At 50.8% G+C, this 18,972-nt stretch carries 15 protein-coding genes, 1 tRNA gene and 1 pseudogene; 14 read left to right on the top strand and 3 right to left on the bottom strand.

What is annotated here, in order from left to right; all coding sequences use genetic code 11:
* From VMT62_08575 to VMT62_08525, 11 genes are all read left to right on the top strand, one after another.
* The coding region (locus VMT62_08575) for a hypothetical protein (GenBank protein HVN96468.1) at positions 1-763 on the top strand (763 nt) is incomplete at its 5' end.
* A 156-nt stretch (positions 764-919) separates the two neighbouring features.
* The gene (locus VMT62_08570; GenBank protein HVN96467.1) at positions 920-1,207 is read left to right on the top strand and encodes a hypothetical protein; all 288 of its coding nucleotides are present in this window, start codon (positions 920-922) and stop codon (positions 1,205-1,207) included.
* Complete coding sequence (locus VMT62_08565) at positions 1,197-3,908, top strand: DUF3854 domain-containing protein (GenBank protein ID HVN96466.1); 2,712 nt, start codon at positions 1,197-1,199, stop codon at positions 3,906-3,908. Before VMT62_08570 ends, VMT62_08565 begins: the two co-directional genes overlap by 11 nt.
* On the top strand, positions 3,901-4,368 hold the full coding sequence (locus VMT62_08560; protein HVN96465.1) for a hypothetical protein: 468 nt from the start codon (positions 3,901-3,903) through the stop codon (positions 4,366-4,368). Before VMT62_08565 ends, VMT62_08560 begins: the two co-directional genes overlap by 8 nt.
* A gap of 292 nt (positions 4,369-4,660) precedes the next feature.
* Entirely contained in the window at positions 4,661-5,596 is a 936-nt protein-coding gene (locus VMT62_08555; GenBank protein HVN96464.1) for a site-specific integrase, read from the top strand.
* 33 nt (positions 5,597-5,629) lie between these two features.
* Positions 5,630-5,714, top strand: a tRNA-Leu gene (locus VMT62_08550).
* Positions 5,715-5,975: 261 nt separating this feature from the next.
* Entirely contained in the window at positions 5,976-7,226 is a 1,251-nt protein-coding gene (locus VMT62_08545; GenBank protein HVN96463.1) for a trypsin-like peptidase domain-containing protein, read from the top strand.
* 334 nt (positions 7,227-7,560) lie between these two features.
* Positions 7,561-8,340 (top strand): IclR family transcriptional regulator, encoded by a 780-nt coding sequence (locus VMT62_08540; protein HVN96462.1) that lies wholly within the window; start codon positions 7,561-7,563, stop codon positions 8,338-8,340.
* Positions 8,341-8,382: 42 nt separating this feature from the next.
* On the top strand, positions 8,383-9,144 hold the full coding sequence (locus VMT62_08535; GenBank protein HVN96461.1) for an SDR family oxidoreductase: 762 nt from the start codon (positions 8,383-8,385) through the stop codon (positions 9,142-9,144).
* Positions 9,145-9,167: 23 nt separating this feature from the next.
* Positions 9,168-10,811 (top strand): AMP-binding protein, encoded by a 1,644-nt coding sequence (locus tag VMT62_08530; protein HVN96460.1) that lies wholly within the window; start codon positions 9,168-9,170, stop codon positions 10,809-10,811.
* A 32-nt stretch (positions 10,812-10,843) separates the two neighbouring features.
* A complete protein-coding gene (locus VMT62_08525) occupies positions 10,844-11,914 on the top strand; it encodes a TRAP transporter substrate-binding protein (GenBank protein HVN96459.1) in 1,071 nt (356 codons plus the stop codon).
* A 229-nt stretch (positions 11,915-12,143) separates the two neighbouring features.
* On the opposite strand, the gene VMT62_08520 is transcribed toward VMT62_08525, so the two are convergent.
* Positions 12,144-14,141: an ATP-dependent helicase gene (locus tag VMT62_08520; protein HVN96458.1), complete on the bottom strand. Its 1,998-nt coding sequence runs from the start codon at positions 14,139-14,141 to the stop codon at positions 12,144-12,146.
* A gap of 32 nt (positions 14,142-14,173) precedes the next feature.
* Positions 14,174-14,803, bottom strand: a complete 630-nt coding sequence (gene lexA, locus VMT62_08515; GenBank protein ID HVN96457.1) for a transcriptional repressor LexA — start codon at positions 14,801-14,803, stop codon at positions 14,174-14,176.
* A 130-nt stretch (positions 14,804-14,933) separates the two neighbouring features.
* On the opposite strand from lexA, the pseudogene VMT62_08510 reads away from it, so the two are divergent.
* Positions 14,934-15,299 (top strand): annotated as a pseudogene (locus VMT62_08510) (IS1595 family transposase).
* Between the two features lie 22 nt (positions 15,300-15,321).
* Here the strand turns inward: VMT62_08510 and VMT62_08505 are convergent.
* Positions 15,322-16,143 (bottom strand): hypothetical protein, encoded by an 822-nt coding sequence (locus VMT62_08505; GenBank protein HVN96456.1) that lies wholly within the window; start codon positions 16,141-16,143, stop codon positions 15,322-15,324.
* A 153-nt stretch (positions 16,144-16,296) separates the two neighbouring features.
* On the opposite strand from VMT62_08505, the gene VMT62_08500 reads away from it, so the two are divergent.
* A complete protein-coding gene (locus VMT62_08500; protein ID HVN96455.1) occupies positions 16,297-17,505 on the top strand; it encodes a hypothetical protein in 1,209 nt (402 codons plus the stop codon).
* 314 nt (positions 17,506-17,819) lie between these two features.
* Positions 17,820-18,972 (top strand): PHP domain-containing protein (locus tag VMT62_08495; GenBank protein ID HVN96454.1); only part of this gene is annotated, 1,153 nt, incomplete at its 3' end.

Here is an 18,972-nt window from a genome sequence, read left to right as displayed (position 1 = left end):
GGAAAGGAAAGGCAATCCGTCTATACCCGGGGGCTTTAAGGAGGGCCCGGCCACTCATGCGCTGTCCCGAATAATCCCCCTTGAGAATATACAATGCGCTTTCTGGCTCTATAGAACAACCGAGGAGATACTGGGAAGGTTCTCCGTCACCCTTCCATACAAAGAATTAATACAGATCAAAAACGCACTCAAAAAGCTGGAGGATGATCAGTGGCTCAGTAAAGGTGCAACGGTAAGGTTCACAGACGTTCTCAACGAGGAGACAAATGTTGACAAACTCTTCAACCTTCATAAGCGCAAGGGCGTCAGCAATCTGAGATCCTTTCCGTTCAACCTCCTTTTATATGTCCTCGTAAACGATATAATGCATTATGAAGCCGATCGTATGGATCATGATGAACGTCTTTACGGAATTCCGAAGAAAAGAGTGAGGCCACATTTTAAAGAAATCGGAGATTGTTTTATGGAACAAAGCCCCGCTCGACCGGGTGCAATGACACTCAGGGCCATAGGCAAACGCTATTCAGGAATAAGACGCGAGGATATTCTCTCTCAATTCAAAGAGACCGTTTCTCTGCTCCGCGATGAGGGGATCAAGATTGGCAATCCCTTGCCCTTTCACCCCGACCCGGCAAGCTGTCTTTATGACATCCTACTGCACAGCGATCCTCCCCCGTCCCCGGGCACGGTCCGGTTCGTCGAAGGCGAACGCAAAGTCTTCATGCTCAAACTCGGCTCTCTCATGCGCCATCACAGGTCGTAAAACTCAACTTTATTTTCGTATTTTCCAATTGGAAAATTTAGGAACTATGGCCGAGAAAATGCGATCCTCATAAGTTCGTTTCAATTCCACGATTTATCATTAGACTACTGTTGTACACACAATAACGGCATTGGCTGGCAGCGGATACGAATAGCCATGAAACCGAAACGAGAGGAAACGATTATGCAAACCGAAAACGTTTTTGAAACCCCCGACCTTTACCTATCATCAGCAATCGTCATGATCCTCAAAGTAGAGCCCTCCTATACGGTAAGAAACGATAAAACCTTTTTCTGTTTCCCCGTATCCGATGCGCTCTATAAGACCATGGGTGCATACAACGCAGGGAGAGCACTCTGCGCCATCGAGTATGCGGACACCATCAAGAGGCTCCGTGCCGAGATGCTTTTAAGACGCAAGGCCGGGTACACACATGCCAAGTAACAAGAAGACCGAAGAAGCCTACGCATATTTCTTAAACGGCAGGACAGACGGTCAGGCGTTACTTGCGCTTAACGATATGATCGCCTCCGGACTCTCTCCGGCAACACTTGAAGAAGCTCAGGTCAGGATATTCTCCGGCAGTGCAAAGACGCTAAAGGAGCGCCTGGGCCAGACGCACTTTGAGGGTATGAGCCTCATGCAGGTGAGCCGCTTAACCGAATTCCCCTACTTCAACGAGAAAGGCGAGATTACCCTCTACCGATATAAACCTTCTCCGACCCTCTATAGAAGAGCGGATAACGAACCGGTCAAATACTTACACCCCAAAGACACCCCGGCTATCCCCTACATCCTTCCTCAAGTCTGGGCGGTTCGGGAGAAGACGAATAAACCCCTCTGGATAACCGAGGGAGAAAAGAAGGCCTTAAAGCTCATTGAGCACGGCAGGCCCAGCATATCCTTCCCGGGTGTCTGGCTCTTTCGGGCAGGTAAGAAGAGCGAAGAGACCGAGAGCACATATCTCTGGAGGGAGCTTCAAGTGTTCAGATGGGCCGGAAGGACCGTATACCTCGCGTTTGATGCCGACTGGTGGGTAAACCCCTCAGTGAGAGAGGCGCTCTATGAGTTCGCCTTTAAGCTCTATGCGCTGGGAGCCCTCATCCGGTTCTCGGTATGGCAGGGGGCAAAAGGCATAGACGACCTCCTTGCTAGTCATGATAGGCCAGAGGACACCCTTGCCGATATAGAGAGTCAGGCCAAGGATATAGAAGGCTTTCTCTTGCGCGACCACCGCGGACAGATCATGAAGGCCCTCTACAAGGCCTTATCCGGTGTATCAGGAGTGACCGAGAAAACTCTCGTCAATCTCGTTGCCCGGAAGTTAAACGTTAAGCCCCGGGACGTGATGGGGGACGTGATCCGTATGAGGCAGAACGAGATGAGGAATAAAAGTGATCTCGATCCTTATTCCATGGATGACGAGGGAGGGGTGAGAAGACACCGCCGCGAGCGTGACGGGGGATATACCTACCAGAGTCTTGCAAACTTCACCGCATGGATCAGCGAAGAGGTATTCGAAGACAACGGCCAGGAGACGGCCATGCGCTTTGTCATTGAGGGAAGAAACAAGGAGAAGGAGTTCCCGAAGGTGAGGATACCGGCTCCGCAGTTTAACACTCTTAACTGGGTCATGAATAACTGGGGCACGGAAGCGATCATCGAGCCCGGACAGAATACCAAGGACTATCTGCGCCACTTCATCCAGCAGTACTCAAAGCACAGAGGATATGCGAGACGTATCGTCTATACGCATACCGGCTGGAGGGAGGTCAAAGGGAGCCGGTACTATCTCATGGCAAACGGGGCAATAGGCGGTGAGGGTATCGATGTGGATTTGCCTGGCGAGTTTCTTGAGATGGGTAGGTATTGTCTCCCCCGTACCGTGGAGTATGAGACGGAAGCGATCAGAGTAAGCCTCTCTTTTCTCCATATCGGAAAACCGGATGTCACCTATCCGGGATATGTCTATACCTTTTTGGCGCCGTTGACGAGTATCCTTGAGCCCATCCCCAACTTCTCGGCATACTTCTACGGTGAGACCGGATCGTTTAAAAGCACGGTTGCCACCCTTTTACTCTCCCACTTCGGAGACTTCTCGATCAGTAACCTCTCTAACTTTGACAGCACGGCCAATCAGATAGAGAAGCGGGCCTTCGTCTTAAAGGATACCCTCTATATCCTCGATGACTACCATCCCTCGGCGCAGCAGAAAGAAGCTTCGGCCAAAGAGGCCATCGCCCAGCGGTTAATCAGGGCATGCAGCAACAGGACCGGCAGGGAGAGGCTCAACCCGGATGCAACGGACAAAGGCAAGTATGTACCCCGGGGTATGCTCCTCATTACCGGGGAGGAACTCGTGCAACTGCAGAGCACGCTCGCTCGGGTCATGGTCGTAGAATTTGGTGATGGCGCGATCGACGTGGAGAGACTGACGCGCCTCCAGGAACAAAGAAAGCTGCTGCCCCACGCCATGGCGAGCTACATCCTCTGGGTCCGCGATAACTTCGAGCGGCTCAAAGGATCGTTTCCCGCAAAGTTCTCTGAGCTTCGTTCAGGGAATGAGATCCGTAACGGTCACCGGAAGATGAGCGAGCAGATGGCGTATCTGCAGTTTACCCTCGATACGATCCTCGAGTGGGTTGTGGAGAAAGGGGCGTTAAGTAAAAACGAAGCCGGCATCGCCCGGGAGGTCGGCCGGGACGCCTTCCGTAGAATAGCCCATAAACAAGCAGAACGCATAGAGCAGGACGATCCCGTTCAACTCTTCTTCGGGGTGATTGACTCACTCCTTACCCAGGGAAAAGCCCGGCTCGATGGCAAAGACTCCGGATACAAAGAGTGCAAGGGAGGAGAATCGGGGGAACTCATCGGATACTACGATGAGGGTTATTACTATCTGCTGCCTCGGCCAGCATGGCATCTGGTGGAGACGTATCTGAGACCGGAAGGGGGACGCATTCCCTTCTCCCGTACCACGCTCTATGCGGTGCTCGAGAAAAGAGGCATCATCGAAACCAAAGAAGGCAAGCATACGATCCCCGTCAAGATGCAGGGAGTAGTCAAGAGAGTGTTGAAACTCAAAAGAGGCGGGAGCAACGATCCCTTCGAGTGTCCGTTGGAGGCAGCGGCGAACGATGAATAGCGGGATCAGGATCGGGAATACCCTGTCAGCCACACCTGCAGGAAGGAAAAACAGCACGTCTGGTAACCCCGGTAACACATCCGGAACGGCCTGCTCCCTGAGGACGTTACCCTGTAGAGTCCTAACAATCAAAGGTTTGTTAACCCTGGTAACCCAGGTAACCTCGGTAACGCCGTATTTACCCATACCCCATCCGCACAACAAACTGAAAGAGAGAGGTGTGATAGTTGAAAGAAAAATACCCCTTATGGATCCCACCTGGAAAAGGTTACCAGGTTACCCTTACTGTCTCATCTTCATAACCGCGGGTCCTTCCTGGAGGTTTTGTCAATACGACAGCCAAGGGCGCACAAAGTCAGAACTTTTGGAAAAAATGGGAGGTGGAAAAATGGAAATGGCGGAAAAGACGGCAATTTTACCGTTAACTAAGAAAGCAAGTGTGGCTGGATTGAGTTCATGAAAATCCTTACCTGTAAACAGGTTGCTGAAATGCTTCAAGCAAAGCCATCAACGATTTATGCCTGGGCGGAACAAAGCATTATCCCCTATTTCAAGGTCAATGGCCTGTTACGCTTTGACGAGGCCGAAATAATGCAATGGATATCCAGTTGCAAGGAAAGGGGATCGTGGTATAATCCTCCTGTCCAGACCAGAAGCTCCAGGAGGAGGTAAAACATAACATGGGGCTATATAAGAGAGATAAAACGTTTTGGTTTAGTATTCAGTATCAAGGCAGGAGGGTTCAAGAATCTTTGAAGACCGACAATAGAAAGCTTGCGGAGAAACTATATGCCAAGATCATGACGGACATGATAGAGGGTAGGTATTTTACGTCAACTCGGGCAAAAGCAACTACATTCCAGGAGATGACTTCGAAGTACCTTGCGGAACACCGGCATTCACGAGATCCCATCTCAATCAAGGCGCTCTCGCGGTTCTTCAACAACCAGACCCTTTTCCAAATCAGCACAAAACTGATTGCAGAGTACAGAAGACAAAGGCTGGAAGAAGTGAAACCAGCAACTGTGTACCAGGAACTTGCTCTGCTCCGGCGAATGTTCAATATCGCTATAAAGGAATGGGAATGGGTAAAGGATAACCCTGTAAACAAGCTTTCATTCTCGGTAGGAAACAAGAATGCGCGGTCCCGCTGGCTTACAGAAGAGGAAGAACAGAAATTACTCGACTGTGCAGAAAATCCCCGTTGGTTGAGAACACTTCTTGTTGTTGCGCTTCATACCGGCATGAGAAGAGGAGAGATCCTTAATCTCAGATGGCAGGACGTAGACTTTTCAAGAAAAACCGTTACAGTGGTGCGATCTAAGAACGGCGAGAAGAGAACAATTCCTATGTCCAATCTGGTCCAAGATGTGCTGAGAAAGGTCAAAGTTCGAGATATTTCCGGGAAGATATTCCCCGTCGCGGTGAGAAGCCTGCGGGCTGCTTATGACAAGGCTCTAAGCAAAGCAGAAATTGACGACTTCACGTTTCACGATCTTCGTCATAGTTTTGCTACACGACTTGTACAAAGAGGCGTCGATCTTTATAAGGTGAAAGAACTGCTTGGGCATAAAACGCTTGCAATGACCGCACGATACGCGCACCACTATCCTGAAAGCCTCAGAGCGAGCATAGAGACCCTGGATTTGTGTTACAATTCTGCTACAGTCGGGGTAGAGAATGGTTGACAAATGACGTGCAAACCCTTTAATATTAGGCATGCCGGAGTGGTGGAATTGGCAGACGCGCCGGACTCAAAATCCGGTGGTACTTGGTACCATGGGGGTTCAAGCCCCCCCTCCGGCATTAATGTTTTCAATGCCTTAGGGGGAGCACCCCACATACTAGCCCCTCAAACCACATCTTCACTGTATAGTTTTTGTATACTTGGTCTCTCATTGAGTGCCCTATCTAGAGTACTTAATGCATTTACCATGTGTGTCCTTTCTGCGAAGAAATTGATAGCAGTGACTTACTCTCAACTATTTTACCACCTCTAAAGTTAGTTTCTCCACAATAGAAAGGGATTTCTCCCCTCGCTGTCCCTTTCCTCCTTTCATGACAACTTTGGGGTTTAGTTCAAAAGCTAGATGTTATATAATAAAATTCAAGATGTCTAATGGTAAGGAACGATGGTCATTTCTCAACGAAAAGATCGGGGGATTCCTAAAGCTTGTTCGACATTTCTCGAAAGAGATTCTCATAGCCTTCGTGCTTGCAATCATTGTTGCCGTTGCCATTGAGGTCTATAACAGCGAAGCTTACAAGCACAACATCTCAGTTAATCGAAAGGCAACCGCTACCATACTGGTATATGACAAGGACGGAAACCCGTTGGCTCAGGGTAGTGGAATATTCGTTAGCGCAGCGGGGCGTCTGGTAACTAATTATCATGTTGTACAAGGATCGGATATTAGCAAAACCGTGGCTAAGCTACCATCAGGAGCTTATTATCGTCTGAAGGGCCTTATGGGGTTGGACAGGAAATCCGATCTCGCCCTTTTACAGTTCGATGCTACAGAAACTCCTTACGTCAAAGGCCTGGGGGATTCGGATGCCCTTTTGAGCGGTCAAAAGGTGATAGCGATAGGGTGCCCTTTGGGTCAGGAGAACTCGGTATCTGAGGGGGTCATAGCGAATCCTGCTCGTCAGCTATCTGGTGTCAAATTGATTCAGTTCACCGCTCCCATCTCTCCAGGCAGCAGCGGGGGAGGTCTGTTTGACACGAATGGGAAAACCATCGGAATAACATCCGCATCGTTACGAGATGAAAACAACACGGCGCAGAATCTTAATTTCGCAATTCCCATAAATCTTATTAAAGAGGCCTTTAGCGGCTCGGACAAGAGACTGACGGAAGGAAGTGCAGATTATTATTACGCTCAAGCCCAACTGGAAGAGGCGAAAAGAAATTGGAACAAGGCCATAGAGTTCTATCAGAAGGCCCTATCCATAGACAACAAATACGCTGATGCCTATGAAGGCCTCGGGGGCGTTTATTACGAAAAAGGTGAATACGACTTGGAAGTCAGCAATTACGAAAAGGCGGTCCTAATAGATCGCAAGAACGATGAGTATTTATACGTATTAGGAACAGCTTACGAAGATGTTGGGCAATACGATAACGCCAAGAAGGCATACTCAATGGCTCTATCAATCAAGCCGGATGACAAGGATACTCTACATGACTTCGCCGTCCTGTCGATATCTGACGGTGATTGCACCCAAGCGATCAAATTGATATCAAAGTTAAGGCAATTAGACAGCGGCCAAGCCAGGAAACTGGAAGAACTGATCAAGAGAGTGAAATGCCACTGAGCTTGTGTTGCCCCAGATCATTGTATAGTTTTTGTATAGTATCTACCTAGAAATGTGAGGAAAGAGCGGGAAAGCGTTAATGATCGGGGAACGTCCAAGACCTTACAAACATAAAGAAAAATCAAAGAATGGAAAGGACGATAGGTTCTGGTGATATAACTCAAAATCCGGTGGTGCTTGGCACTGTGCCGGTTTAAGGCCCGCCTCCGGCATTACTTACCTTCCCCAGCATCTGAAGCAGCCTAAGAACCAATGATCCTCCTTTTTCCTTGACTTCTCATATCCTCAATGATATGTACTGTGGAGAACCTTAGTTCTCAGAGGAGAACCTAAGATGTTCGATGCAAAGAAAAATCCAAGAACCCGCTATAAGGTACCGGCAGTAGAACAATCATCCCGTGTCCTGTTCACGCTCGCCGATACGCAATCGTCTCATTTGAGCCTCAACGAGATTTGCGCAAAGGCCGGTCTGCACAAGAGCAGGGCCTTCGCTATTCTCGAAACGTTGCAGACATTCGGACTCGTGCAGCGAAACTGCGATGGACAGGGCTACGCCTTAGGTCCTGCGCTCATCTCCCTTTCCCGAAAAGTGCTCGACGACATGAGTCCGGCCCGCCTGGCGGAGCCTATACTCAAGGACCTCGCTAAAAAAACCGGCAGCACCGCTATCCTCGGGCTTATTGCGGGCAGTCAGGTGTTCGTGGCGGCAAAGCACGAAGGTGAGGGTAATATCGGTCTTACCATGCGCATAGGGCATCGTCTGCCGCTTACCTACGGCGCACACGGAAAAGCGATAGCCGCGCATCTGCTTCACGAGGACCTGGATGGCCTTCTCCAGGAGGGCGATAATCGCTTCTACGGAGACCCTGCGAAATTCGATAGAGAGCGTTTAAATGACGACCTTGAAAAATGTCGCAGTGTTGGATTTGCGGAGGATTTAGGCCAGGCGAGCCAGGGACTCAACGTCGTGGCCGCGCCAGTGCTCGACGCAAGAAGGATACCCATCGGATATATAGAGATCTTTGTGCTTTTCTCAAGCAAGGAGGCCCATCGGTTTGGCCCCGTTGTAGCCAAATCCGCGAGCGAGCTCTCGCGGCTTCTGGGGTCTGATTAGCACGATCCAAAGGGTTACACAATAAACGTAGAGGAGGCATGCATGTCATTACAGGGAAAACTGGCACTCGTTACCGGCGCTTCCATGCCTAAAGGTATCGGGAAATACGCCGCGCTTGCACTGGCGCGCGATGGAGCCGACGTGGTCGTAACCGGCTTTAAGCACATGGAGGGAGCCCTTTCTGTTGTCAATGAGATAAAGGCGATGGGGCGTAAGTCCATGGCCGTTCAAATGGACGCGAGTGCACCGCAAGAGGTGGCCCGGGCTTTCGCTCAAATAAAGGCGGAGTTGGGTCCCGTAAACATCCTTGTGAACAACGCTGCCCAGATGGGACACAACGTGAGCATCAGAAAGACGACCACCGAAGAATGGGATTATGAGATCAAACTCTGTCTCAACTCAGCCTTTTACTGCATCAAACAGGCCTGGGAGGATATGTGCGCAAATAAGTTTGGCCGCATCGTCAACGTAACATCCGTGGCGGGCGTGATGGGAGGAGCGGGACAGTCGAGCTACGGGGCCGCTAAAGCGGGCCTCATTGCCCTTGCCAAGTCTGCCGCCCTGGAAGGAGCACGATACAATATCACGGCAAACTGCGTGCTCATAGGTATATCGGCAACAGACCAGCATGACATGCTTCCGGAACCGGTGCGTTTGGCCGTTGAGAATAGAACCGCTTTCAAGCGTGCGGCCACTCCCCAGGAAATAGCGGACGCCGTAGCGTATGTCGTCTCGGACAGCGCCGCCTACATGACCGGTGCGATCATGAATATGATGGGCGGTCTCGATCTATTCGTATTCTAAAGAACGTATTTACGAGGTGCGCCATGCCCGTGCAAGGATTTGAGCCTTACAGACCCGAGGATGCAGAAGAGTACAACAAGCACCGATGGTGGTTAGGCATCACCTGGGGAGATATGTTCAACAAAGCAACGGACCTCTATCCGGACAAAGAATGCCTTGTCGACGATACCCATCGTTTTACCTGTCGGGAGCTTCGCTCAAAAGTTGACCGCCTGGCCGTTGGCTTCATGGCGTTAGGGATCGAAAAGCGCGCATTTGTGCTCCTTCAAATCCCAAACTGGCACGAATATATCCTCGCCTTCTATGCCCTTCAGAAGATCGGGGCCATCCCGGTTCTTCTTATCTCGAGGCACGGCCTCGCCGAGGTCCTGCACATCGCATCACTCACAGAGCCCGTGGCATGGATTGGCCCCGACGTGTACAAGAATACTGGGTACATGCCAATGCTCAAAAAAGTGGCAGAGCAGAATAAGAGCCTCGCGCACCTTTTGTCCGTGAGGGGCCATGATGACACATTCTTCACCCCGCTTGAATCGGTGACATTATCCCGCGAGCCGACCGCTGCAGAATTCCAGGCGCTCGATGAGCGGCGCCCCGACCCCATGGAGGTATCAATCATACTTCTCACCGGAGGCACGACCGGGCTTCCCAAGGCGGTACCCAGGACCCACAACGACTACATCGCGAGCGTTGAATACCATTCAAGAGCATGGGAGATCACAAGCCTGGATACCATTCTCACAGCAGCGCCGGTGAGCCATGCCCAGGGCATGCATAACGGCGTGGGCAGCGCTTTTCTGAACTTCTGCAAATATGTGATAACTGATTCGACCGATGCCGAAGAGATCTGCAGGGTCATCGGGCGGGAAAAGGTCACCGCCTTTCCCACTGTGCCCGCGCTCATTCAAAAGATGGTAAGTCTTGATAACCTCGGGGACTACGATCTTTCCTCACTGAAAAAGATTTACTCCGGAGGTGCCCCGAGCACGCCGGAGCTAGTGAGAAGCGTCTATGAAAAGATAGGCTGCAAGTTCGTGAACACACTCGGCGCTTCCGAAGGATTGGGCTCCATGACGCGACTTAACGCCGATCTGGATACAATCTGCACGACCGTGGGGCAGAAGGACTGTCCTTACTCCCAGTACAAAGTGCTCGACCAGTACGGGCAGGAGGTGCCGCCCGGCCGCGAAGGGGAGCTTGTGGCCAAAGGACCCACTATTTTCTCCGGTTACTTCAAATCTCACGAGGATAACCTGAATACCTTTACCGCTGACGGCTTCTTCAAGACCGGCGACCTGGCAAAGATCGATGCATCGGGAACCATGACGATCACCGGCAGGATAAAAGAGACAATACTTAGGGGTGGCGAGACAATCAGCGCCGTAGCGATAGAGCGACTGATCTGCTCCCATCCGTGCGTGACAGATGCAGCCGTTATCGGCATGCCGGATAAGCAAATGGGCGAGCGCATCTGTGCGTACGTCACACTGAAAGAGGGCACGGGACTTTCTTTTCAGGAGCTTGTCACCTACTTAAGGAGCATAGGCGCATCCGTGCTTCAGCTGCCGGAACGTCTCGAAATTATAGATGCCATACCGCTAACGAAAGTGGGAAAGAGGGACAAGAAAGTGCTCAAGGATGATATCACAAGGAAGCTTGGTTCATAATACGCGATTGTTTGGCACACAAAGGAGGTAACATGAAAAGAAACAAACTATTTACACTAGTGTTTCTGGCGATGTTTGTCGCCGCTGTCATTGCCTCGACGGCCTCTGCTGCTGATACGATCAAACTCAAGTTCGCCAACTATTTTCCTATTGTTCATAAGAACACAGTTCTCGGCCAGCAGTTCTGTGACGAGATAAAAAAGCGTACCGGAGGAAGAGTAGAAATATCCTACTACCCCGGCGGCACGCTCCTCACGGCCCCGAAGATCGCTGTGGGCGTGAGTACGGGGATTGCCGATATCGGAATGTCCCACTGCGGATATTCGCGCGGTCGTTTTCCGGTCATGGAGATTATGGAACTGCCTATCGGCTCGCCGAGCGCGTATGTGAGCACGCACGTTGCAAATGATTTCTACAACAAGTTCAAACCCAAAGAATGGAATGAGTACCAGCCTCTGATGTTCAGCGTATCGCCTCCTGCGGTGGTCCAGACCTTAAACAAACCCGTGAGGACCCTCGAAGAGCTCAAAGCCATGAAGATAAGGGGTACCGGACGAATCGGCGATCTCGTCAAGGCGCTCGGGGCCAATCCAATTCCCGTAGAGATGGTAGACCTTTATGAGTCGCTTAAACGAAACGTCATCGATGGCAACCTCGGTCCCATGGAGCAACTCAAGGGTTTTCAAACCGGCGAGGTCATCAAATATGTCACCGCGTGCTGGAAAATCGGCAGTTCATACACCTTCTATGTTGTCATGAATAAATCCAAGTGGAACGCCCTGCCCGACGACATCAAGAACATCTTCCAGGAAACATCCAATGAGTTCAGAGAAAAGTGGGCCGTTACCTGGAACGAGCTGGAGATAGAGGGCGGTCAGTTTCTGAAAAGCCAGGGGGGCCAGATCATTTACATCTCCGACGCAGAATCGGAAAGATGGGTCAAGGCATCACAGCCGGTGATCGGCGACTTCACAAAGGACCTCACGGATAAGGGCTATTCCAAACGGGAGGTCGATTCGTGGTTCGCTTTCATAAAAGAACGGATCGACTACTGGAAAGCCCAGGAGAAGGCGAGAAAGGTACCGCTCGTATACGATTACTGAGAGCTTCGATAAGTAAAACCGGGACTTGAGCTCGCCATCAAAACGGCGCTTAAGTCCCGGTTCTCAACCGCGTCTAAATGAGGCCCCACGTTCAGGCGCCGGGGCACACCAGCCGCTTAAATTATGTAACGTTTTGTCGCGCGGAATATTCGTGTGAGAGGCGCGCCCTACTCAAAGCCTATTTGAAAGCAAGGGCCAACGCGGCGCACCGCCATCGCTTCCATGTCGCTTATTTCATCGAATCGAGCACTTTCGCAAGCAAGCCTTCTGCACTGTAGCGCTGTGTTACCCGGTCATCCGTTTCATCGAATATGCCGGCGGCGGATGCGCGCTTTTCATTAAGGCATGCCCTCACGTTTGGCGCTTCCACAAAACGGGAAAGCCTGTTAAAGGTATGGATGCCGTTATTGCGCCCCTCATGGTGGGCGAGGATGTAGAGTTTTTCGCGCGCTCTTGTAATTGCAACGTAGAGGAGCCTGCGCTCTTCCTCGAGTTCTTCGTCGTCGTGGGTCGTGTAGCTCGAAGGCAACACCCCGTCGAGCGCCCCGATGAGGAAGACGTTGCGCCACTCCAGACCCTTTGCTGAATGAATGGTGGAGAGGATAAGCGGTCTCTCCCAGACCGTGTCATGAAAATCTTTTACCCCGCGCTCCGGCGGCTCTATGGCAAGGTCAACGAGAAAGTCCCTGACGGACGTGTATCTCCCTGATATCTGCGCGAGCGCGTCGAGGTCGTTCTTTCTTAAATGCCAGTCAAGGTCGAACTTCTCTCTCAAGATCGGCTCATAGTATCTGATCACTGCCTCGCAGAGTGTAGCCGGATCTCTCGCGGTGGTCGTGAGCAGGCGCCCTAGGGTGGATAATCCGGAAGCCGATTTTTGCGGGCCGGAAAATTTACCGATGACGTTCTCGCAGATCGCCTCAAGGCTAACGCACGGCGCCATCTCTTCGAGAAGCTTCTCCGCAGTCTTTAAGCCCACCCCGCTCACGAGTAAGAGCACACGGCTCCAGGCAAGCTCATCCTTGGGGTTGACAAATAGTTTGAGGTGCGCGATCAGGTCTTTCACGTGAGCGGTCTCGTAGAATTTGAGCCCTCCCTGCACCGCAAAGGGTATGTTCCTTTTCGCGAGTTCCGCCTGCAGCGGTATAGTTATGTAGGCCGAGCGGAACAGAACGCATTGATGCGACAACTCCATGCCCTGTTCGTAAAACTGCTTTATCCGGCCGGTGACCCACGCCGCCTCGTCGAAGGCATCCTTAAAGAAGATAAGTTCCGGTTTCTCCCCAACCTCCTTGCTTGCGGCTCGCAGGCATTTCTCGTACTTGTGGGCCATATTGTCGAGCACCGCGTTTGCCGCATCGAGAATGGCCTGGTTGCTCCTGTAGTTATCTTCCAGCTTGATGATCCTTGAGAGAGGAAACCTCTCGGGAAACTGCATGATGTTCTCGTGGGATGCGCCTCTGAACGCATAGATAGACTGGGCGTCATCGCCCACAACCAGGATGTTGCCGTGCGGCGCGGCCAGATAATAAGCGATTTCGCCCTGCATGGTATTCGTGTCCTGAAACTCGTCTATCATGATGTAGCGGTATTTTGCGGCGATGCGGGAACGGATATCCTCATTTTCGAGCAGGAGTTTAAAATACAAAAGGAGGTCGTCATAATCGAGGCATTGGGACGCGATCTTATATTCCGTGTATTTTTTTCTGAGCTCTTTGATCTCATCGGCAAACTCAACGAAGGGCTCGTAATATTTCTTAAGGACCGCCTCTACAGGCATCTCCTTGTTGAGGGACATACTGAGAATCGCCCGCAACATGTCCTTTCTCGGGCGCCTCTTCTGTCTGTCGTAGAATCCGAGTTTCACAGCGCAGCGGTGAATGGCCTCTTCCGCGTCGGCCTCGTCGTAGATTGTAAACGTGTTGGGAAGCCCGAAGAAACCGCTATATTTCCGGAGCATCTTGTTGGCAAAAGAATGGAATGTGCCGCCCTCAACCCCCTGGCATCGCGGATCATGACCAGCGGCCCGCGATATCATCTCCTGGGCGCTCCGCCTCGTGAAGGTGAGCAGGAGAATCGAAGCCGGCTCAATGCCGGTCTCGACAAGGTGCAGGACGCGGAACTCTATGACCCGTGTCTTGCCGCTTCCAGCGCCGGCTATAACGAGCATGGGGCCGTCAACGGTGGTCACCGCCTCATACTGCTTCTCATTGAGTTGTTCTCTCATTTCCTGTTTCAAGGCGTGCACATATCCCGGTTCTAAAGGTCCATGCGGAGGACCGCCACAACCCGGCCCTGGACCTGGACATTCTCCGGGTCGTGATACATGGGGACCATGTACGGGTTACACGGCTGCAGCCGGATTCTTTCGTCCTCAAAATAAATCTTCTTGAGCGTCACTTCCTGTTCCTTTTCGAGCCAGCAGGCCACCACATCGCCGCTCTTCACATCGCCTGCCTCTTCCATGACCACAACATCGCCGTCGGCTATCATGGCATCCACCATGGAGTTACCCCGCACCTTAAGCGCGTAGAGCTCCTTTTTCCCCCGCGCTACCTCACTGGGGATGGCGATCATCCTCTGTGCCTCTGCGCTTCTTTTCTCCGCCGGAGGGACCCAGATGGGCTGGCCCGCTGCGATGACCCCGAGAAGGGGGACGAGCGCGGCTTCTCTGATCTCACCTACGATGTCCACGCTCCGGGAAGTGTCCTTGCTCTTTCTGATAAGCCCGGCCTGTTCGAGGTGGTTTAAGTGATACTGAACAACCGAAGGGCTCCGAATGCCGCAGTGGTCGGCCACTTCACGCACGGAGGGGGCGTAGCCGTTCTCTTGCCTGAAGGTTTTTATAAAATCAAGGATGGTTTCTCTCGTATGCGTGGTCCGCGGCATAGAAAACCTATAGAACAAGTGTACTACATTTTAATGATAAATCAAGTAAAATATTCGGTATAACCGAACGTCATTATATACTTGACAAACCAGAACATTTGTACTATACTTCTTGTATAAGGAGATCGACATGGACACAATAGGTTTTGATACCCCATATTTCACAGACGAGGATAAAGCGAGAGAATATCTTGAAAAACTCCGTTGGCCCGAAGGCCCAGCATGTCCTCACTGCGGAAGCAACAAGAGACACTATTCCCTGCACGGAACGGAACATAGAAGGGGTCTGTGGAAGTGTAGCGATTGTCAGAAACAGTTCAGCGTTACGGTTGGTACTGTTTTTGAGCGTAGCCATATACCATTGAATAAGTGGTTGCTTGCTACATATCTTCTCTGTTCTTCTAAGAAGGGCATGAGCGCTCATCAATTACACAGAATGTTAGGGGTCACATACAAAACCGCATGGTTCATGTTTCATCGTATCAGATATGCCATGGATCAGAAGCCAGGAGAACCATTCAAGGGAACGATTGAAGCCGATGAGACTCTGTGTAATCGGTTCTCACATGGGCAACGTGGTTTCTGTAAGCATCTTTCAGATTTCTAAAGTGAGAAAGAGCATCAGAACAAAATGTTATTTTTTCTTTTATCGCCTTGGTTTGTTTAACATTTCCACCAGACCTCAATCTATCTACTTCACGTTGTATCGCCCCAATCAAGTCTCCCCATTGAGCGTAAGTTGTGTCCTTCGGTGGTTTGACTTTTAGATGAACGGCAAGACTTCTTAACCCTATTTCAGCGGCTCTCATGCAATGGAAAACACACGCACTATATTGATCTATGGCAAAACAATTTCCAGCCTGCCACAATTCTTTGTATGCCTTAGGGAACCTTTCTGGAAACTTCTCTACAAAACTATTGTTGGTTCGTTCATAATATTTTGCTTTATGTGGTTGTATGTATAAGAACAGCTGCGTTTTCATTTCTTCGTTGATAGCGTCTGTTAGGGTCGCCAGGACTCCGCCCTCATACTTAGGATCGGCAGATGTTACTTTTCCCAATCTTGCAATATTGTTTTGAACCGTGACTGCAAGTGGACTCAAAAACAATCCGTGACATTCCGTTTTCAATCCGAACATGAGAGCCCTCAATAGGATTAGCTTCTCCCCGGTCAATGGCTCATGTGCCCCTGCCAAAGCCTCCAGTTCTAACTCTACTTTTCTTAAAATTTTTCCAAGCGATATGTATCTTTCTGCGCCAATCTTCAGTATTTCCTCCAGACTCCAAAGTTTATATGGGTTCTCGACCCAAGGTAATAACTGATTTTCATGTTTATTCAATTCTATCCCCCTCCTTTGGTGATGTAAAGCCATTACTTCCAAAATCGGGTATTATAGAACATATGTTCTACTTTGTCAACCAATTTTGGGTTTCTTAAGTATATAATTGCCTAACCGAAATATGACAAAAAATATCTTGCCATATTAGAACATATGTACTATTATACCCATATGAGAGTAGCCTGCGTTCATATCCCCCATTTTTATCTTCAAGCAGAATGTCTCAGCAATCCCCATCTCAGACAAAAACCGGTTGTTATCGTGGCCATGCCCGAAGAAAGAGGATTCGTTCTTGATTGTTCGGAAGAGCTTGTCGAACGAGGCGTATCGTCGTCAATGCCGCTCAAAGACGTATATCATCTCTGTTTCGATGCCATACCTGTTTTTGTAAAAAGAAGGGAGTATGCATCCACCTGGGAAAATATCCTTTCCTCGGTCGCGGAGATAACCCTTCGCGTGGAAGCGCACGAGCCGGGAACGGCCTTTCTCGATATCACCCGGCTGCCTGGCATGTATAAGAGTGAGGAACTGGTTGCCCTTGCTCTGGCCCGACTCATCCACGACCGGTTTCATCTGAAAGCTAAAGTGGGTGTGGGAAACTCACGGTTCGTGGCGCGCGAGGCGGCCCTTTGCGCCTTAAACGATGTATCGGTGGTCAGGACAGGTACAGAAAGGGAATTCCTCTCTCCCATAAGCGCCTGCCGTCTGCCCGTTTCAAAGGATGTGCGGGAGAGGCTTCATTTGCTTGGCCTTGACTCCCTGGGACAGATAGGCGTCTTCACGCTTTCTGCTCTTACGTCCCAGTTCGGCGCCACGGGAAAAGCCCTCTGGGAAATCACGAACGGCGTTGAAGAACAGGACAGGATCCCCTGCGTCTTCGCCATTACCGATATCGACGAGGAGATGGTTTGCGAAGGGCCCGTCTATTCAAGGGATCAAATCAAGATAGCACTCCTCACCCTTCTCGAAAAACTCTGTCTGGAGCTTGAAGATCTCGGCAAGGCCTGTCGCGCCGTCAAACTCGTTTTCGATCTTGAAAACAAAAGTTTTCTTGAAAAACAGTTTTTCATGCACGCGCCCACAGCGCATAAGGAAGATATTTTAAGAAGGATCATGGCGGGGCTTGAAGAGGTTGACCTGCCGAGCCCCATACGGATCATGAGCATCCGCGCCTCTTCGCTTGTGCCTTGCAACGGGAAACAGGAAAGGCTCTTCCGGATACGGTCCGGACTCTCGAAGAGCATGGCTGATGTGAGCGGCTTTCTGAAAACAAAATACGGCTCCATGCCGGTCGCGCGTGTGGTAAGAAACGATGTCGGCGCCCTTCTCCCTGATGACAAGTTTATGTTTGTCGATCCATGAGATCTTCCCCTTTCGATCCGGAGCCCATCGATGTTTACACAACAGACGGTCTGCCTGTACGGGTAAATTTTAAAAAAAAGATTCGGAAGATACGGGAGATTGCAGACCTCTGGCGGATAGACGATGGCTGGTGGTCCGAACCGGCTTGTCGCATCTATTATGTGCTGGAGCTTGACGGCGGCAGCAGGGTCACTGTGTTCCATGATCTCTTACACGATAAATGGTATAGGCAAAACTGGACCGCATAGAGACAGCCTTGACCCGCTCGCAGGTGCAAGTTTTGCCGGTTGGGGCTTTGCTGGTGGAGGGGGCGGATGACGAGCCCCAGTAATACCCTCTATATCGAGCTCCACACCCACTCAAACTTTTCTTTCCTCGATGGCGCATCCCGAACAGAAGAGCTTATTCATCGGGCTGCCTCTCTCGGCATGCCCGCGCTCGCCATCACCGATCACGATGGGCTCTATAACGCCAGCGCATTCTATAAGGCCGCTCGGAAGGCAGGCATAAAACCCATCATCGGCGCCGAGCTCACCCTTAAGGAGGGGTTCCACCTTACCCTCCTTGTCGAGAACCACAAAGGTTACAGCAATCTGTCCCGACTCATCTCAAAAGCGCATCTCGCGGGTTCAAAAGCGAACCCTGTGCTGGCGCTCTCGGAGCTATCCGGCAATACCGACGGCCTCATCTGCCTGTCGGGTTGCAGAAAGGGAGAAATCGCCTGTCTTCTCTTAAAGGACGAGAAGGAAAAGGCGTATGAGGCAGGCAAGAAATATGAGGCCATTTTTGGGCGGGACAATTTTTTTATAGAGATCGAGAACCACCTTATCCCGGACGACAAACACCTGTCCCTGCAGCTTATAGAACTTACGAAAAGGCTTGGCCTTGATATGGTGGCCACAAACAATGTCCACTACGCCACACGGGACAGACACATACTTCATGACGTACTCGCCTGTATAAAGAACAGGGTGCCCCTTGACCGCTCCGGGCAGTTTCGCCGTCTGAACTCGGAATATTATCTCAAGGCATATGATGATATGATCAAGCTTCCCTGGCTTCCTCATGAGGCAATAACGAGGACCGGAGAGATTGCGAGGCGTTGCACCTTTGATCTCAATTTTTCTTCCTCTTCCTATCCCTTATATCCCCTGCCGGCAGGAGAAACGGCAACGGGGTTTTTGAGGAAGCTTGCCATACAGAAAGCCGCAGGCAGATATGGCGTGCTCACGAATGATATACTCGAAAGAATTGACCACGAAATAACCCTTATTGAAGACAAGGGGCTTTCGGGATATTTCCTGGTTGTCTGGGACATCGTCGAATACGCGAAGAGAATGGGCATCTCCGCGCAGGGGAGAGGATCGGCGGCAAGCTCTGTCGTTGCTTATGTCCTCGGTATTACCCCTGTCGATCCCCTGAAGCACAACCTCTTCGTGGGACGTTTTCTCAACGAACTGAGCACGC

The organism is Syntrophorhabdaceae bacterium (assembly GCA_035541755.1).
Classification (GTDB): domain Bacteria; phylum Desulfobacterota; class Syntrophorhabdia; order Syntrophorhabdales; family Syntrophorhabdaceae; genus PNOF01.
The sequence above is the reverse complement of the archived record's forward strand: the minus strand, read 5'-3'. Positions and strand labels throughout refer to the sequence as shown.